General features: G+C 32.8%; 3 protein-coding genes. All 3 read left to right on the top strand.

Going from position 1 to position 3,542, the window contains the following annotated elements; all coding sequences use genetic code 11:
* The first annotated feature begins 198 nt into the window (after window positions 1–198).
* Complete coding sequence (locus B5D12_RS09970) at window positions 199–1,050, top strand: HAD-IIB family hydrolase (protein ID WP_159443926.1); 852 nt, start codon at window positions 199–201, stop codon at window positions 1,048–1,050.
* Between the two features lie 231 nt (window positions 1,051–1,281).
* Window positions 1,282–2,817 carry an ATP-binding cassette domain-containing protein gene (locus tag B5D12_RS09965; RefSeq protein WP_078756656.1) on the top strand — a complete coding sequence of 512 codons (1,536 nt, stop codon included), beginning with the start codon at window positions 1,282–1,284 and terminating at the stop codon, window positions 2,815–2,817.
* 128 nt (window positions 2,818–2,945) lie between these two features.
* Complete coding sequence (locus B5D12_RS09960; protein ID WP_078756655.1) at window positions 2,946–3,434, top strand: Fur family transcriptional regulator; 489 nt, start codon at window positions 2,946–2,948, stop codon at window positions 3,432–3,434.
* The last annotated feature ends 108 nt before the right edge of the window (window positions 3,435–3,542 follow it).

The raw sequence follows: 3,542 nt of genomic DNA, 5'->3' as shown, positions 1-3,542 counted from the left end.
TAGTAAAAACATAAACGATAACCTAGTAAAATCAATAAAAATAGCTGTCTATTTCGCTAATTCCTCCTAGGTATTAATACCGAGGTTTCCTTAGCAGACAGCTTGTAAATGAAATCGAGATAACTTGTTGATTTCGTATAGTAAAGTGCTGAGGTATTTTGTATAATGGAAAGGCAAGCATCAATAGGGGGTTATCAAATGATTAGAATGTTTATTAGTGATTTAGATGGGACTTTATTAAATAAATATCATATTGCTGATAAAACCATTAATCAAGCGATTGAAGAATCGGATCGACGTGGCTATCGCTTTGCGGTTGCGACTGGTCGTCATATGCGTAACCACCAACGTTTTGGCTTAGGATTTTTAAAGCATACGCAGTATATTATTGCTATGAATGGAGCACTAGTAATCGATAATAAAGGTAAAATAATTGATACTAGCGCTATCGAACCAAATAAAGTAATTGAAATTCAAGATATGTTTCCTGAAATTAGTTTTGAATTTTTAACAGCGCAACATGCTTATGTAAAGCATAATCGTTTTAAGCATTTTTTTAAGGGGTTTAAAAATACCCCAACCTTTAAAAATTTTGGACGTGCTTTATTAAATCTTTTAGTAGGACAGTTCCACTATGGTGTGGATGATGAATTCTTAAAAACAAAAAGTATTTTAAAATTAGAATGTATTACGAATTTAGCTGAGGAACATGAACGATTGGTAGAATATTTAGAAGCCAATCAAAATTATTTTAGTTTTGCCTATAATGATGAAGTCCACTTTGAGATAACGGCTCAAAATGTGAATAAACGTCAAGGTATTTTAGCCTTATTGAAAAAAATTAATGTGCATCCTGATCGAGTAGCAGTTTATGGTAATGATTCTAATGACGTGGAGATGCTGGAATATTTTATTCATTCTTATGCACCGTCTTCAGCGAAGGAAATAGCAAAAAAAGTAGCTAAAAATCAAATAGGAGATGCTAATGATCATGCGGTGGTCAAGCATATGTTAGCAACGATGAAAAAGCAAGATTTATATAAAAAATAGTGCTTTTTAATAAGTCTTTATGTTATACTATTAGTAATAATTTAAGGAGTTGATCGACACAATGATGATTCAATAGTAACTAAGTAAGCTAATAGACTGTGATTGTAATAATGACAGGGGTTAGTATGCACTTAGGCACTATTGGATGGATCATTGTGTCTTTTTGCGTACAAATTTTTCTTACTTAGTCTTTCAGTTGGTAATTGACAGTTAATTGAGAGGAGAATTTGTATGTTACAACTAAATAAATTTACCATTACGCATCGCTATGATTTTAGAGTATTAATTGATAATTTAACGGTGACAATCAATCCGGGAGATAAGTTGGCATTGATTGGTGAAGAAGGCAATGGCAAGTCAACATTGTTAAAGGCTATTTACGATATGAGACTGATTGAAGATTATGCAGAAGTGACAGGTCAGTTGATAAATAAAACCATTTTAATGGGCTATTTACCACAAACAATGCCTGAATCTTTAAATGATGTCAGTATTAATAATTATTTGTTTGATATGAGTACCTTAGAGCAAATTGATTTTAATTTACTTTATCAATATGCTTCTCAATTAGGTTTAGATAGCGATCGCTTTGGATCTCATCAGTTGTTAGGTAGTTTATCCGGTGGAGAAAAAATAAAACTGCAATTAATTAAAATTTTAGCACGTGATCCACAACTTATTTTGCTCGATGAACCGTCTAATGATTTGGATTTTGAAACGCTTGAATGGTTGACCTATTTTATCAAAAATACAGAAAAAACAATTATTTTCATTTCACATGATGAAACTTTATTAACACAAACCGCTAATCGCTTGATATTATTTGAGACGCAACATCATAAGAAAGTGACTAAAACGACTTTGGTTAATCTTGATTATGATACCTTTATTCAAAATAGAGAAAGACAATTTGATAAAGATTTGCAAATCGCTACTAAGCAACGAGAAGAGCATAAGAAGCAAATGCAACGACAACATCAAATTCATCAAGCGGTGGAGCATCAAGTTCGCAATACCCATGATGCAACAGCAGGTAGGTTGATTGCTAAAAAGATGAAAAATGTTTTAGCCACACAAGAACGATTACACAAGTCGACCGAATTATTTAAAGAAATACCTGTAAAAGAAGAAGCTATTCTAGTTAAACTCCGTTGCCATCAACCGTTAACAGCTTCGAAAATAGTCCTTAATTATCAGGATCAATCCTTTAGTAATCAACAGTGTAACATTTCGCAATTAGGATTAGTGATTCAAGGACAAGATAAAATTGGTATTATCGGTGCCAATGGCATTGGGAAAACAACTTTGTTGAAAAAAATCTATCAAGATTTAATAAAGCGAACCGATTTAAGAGTCGGTTATATGCCACAAGATTATAGTCAAGTATTACCTTATGATAAGACGCCGATTGAATTTTTAAAACGTAGTGACGAGAAAGATGAAATCACTTTAGTGACCACATTTTTAGGTAGTATTCGGTTTACTTATGATGAAATGCATCATACGATTGGTGAATTATCAGGTGGTCAAAAAGCTAAGTTATTATTATTGAAGATGGATTTGGATCAAGTGAATGTATTGATTGTGGATGAGCCGACGCGTAATTTTTCACCTTTGTCACAAAGAGAGGTTCGGCAAATCTTTCAGAATTTTGAAGGGTGTTTGATTGTTGTGTCGCATGATCGTCTTTTCAATCAAGAGGTATGTCATCAACATTATCGTTTAACTCACAATGCACTAGAACGATTATCTAATCAAAAGCAATAATCAATTTATTACTTCCAATAACTAAAGTGTAAAATTAACGAAAATATTACAAGTGGGTAAAAAAGCTTTATAGATAGGGGTCAGAATGCTATAATAAAATAAATAGACAAAATAGGAGGCGCATAAAGATGACTCATAATGCAAATGATCATCATAGCTATTTATCAAGAACACATAGTGATGATGCGCGTAAGACCGTTGAACGAATTTTAGCAGAATTAAAAGAAAAAAATGTTCGGATTACAGAGCCTCGACGCGCGATATTAACTTATATGGTTGAAAGTCATTCTCATCCAACAGTAGAAGAGATTTATGATGATTTATTACCGAACTATCCAGGCATGTCTTTAGCTACGGTGTATAATAATTTAAGTACCTTAGTTGAGCATGGCTATGTTAAAGAAATGAAATTTGCTGGAATTACTAGCCGTTATGATTTTATAGGCAATCAACATTTTCATATCATTTGTGAAAAGTGTGGTCGTGTGGAAGATTTTCCATACCGCGATTTAACACCATTTATCGGTGATGCCGAAAAAGCAACAGGCTATCAAGTAAGTAGTGTCAGTATGGAAATGTTTGGCATTTGTCCGGAATGTCAAAATGAAAGAGATTAAAGGATAAAGAGGATGGGCATAAACTTAATAAATTTAGTTAAGATTATTGTTTGTTAATTAATAGCGCAGTGGTTGAGTGGTCTCAATCTGCGTCTTAATGAGGTTAAA

Source organism: Globicatella sulfidifaciens DSM 15739, from assembly GCF_900167405.1.
Classification (GTDB): Bacteria; Bacillota; Bacilli; order Lactobacillales; family Aerococcaceae; genus Globicatella; species Globicatella sulfidifaciens.
This window is presented reverse-complemented; position numbering and strand designations above follow the sequence as displayed.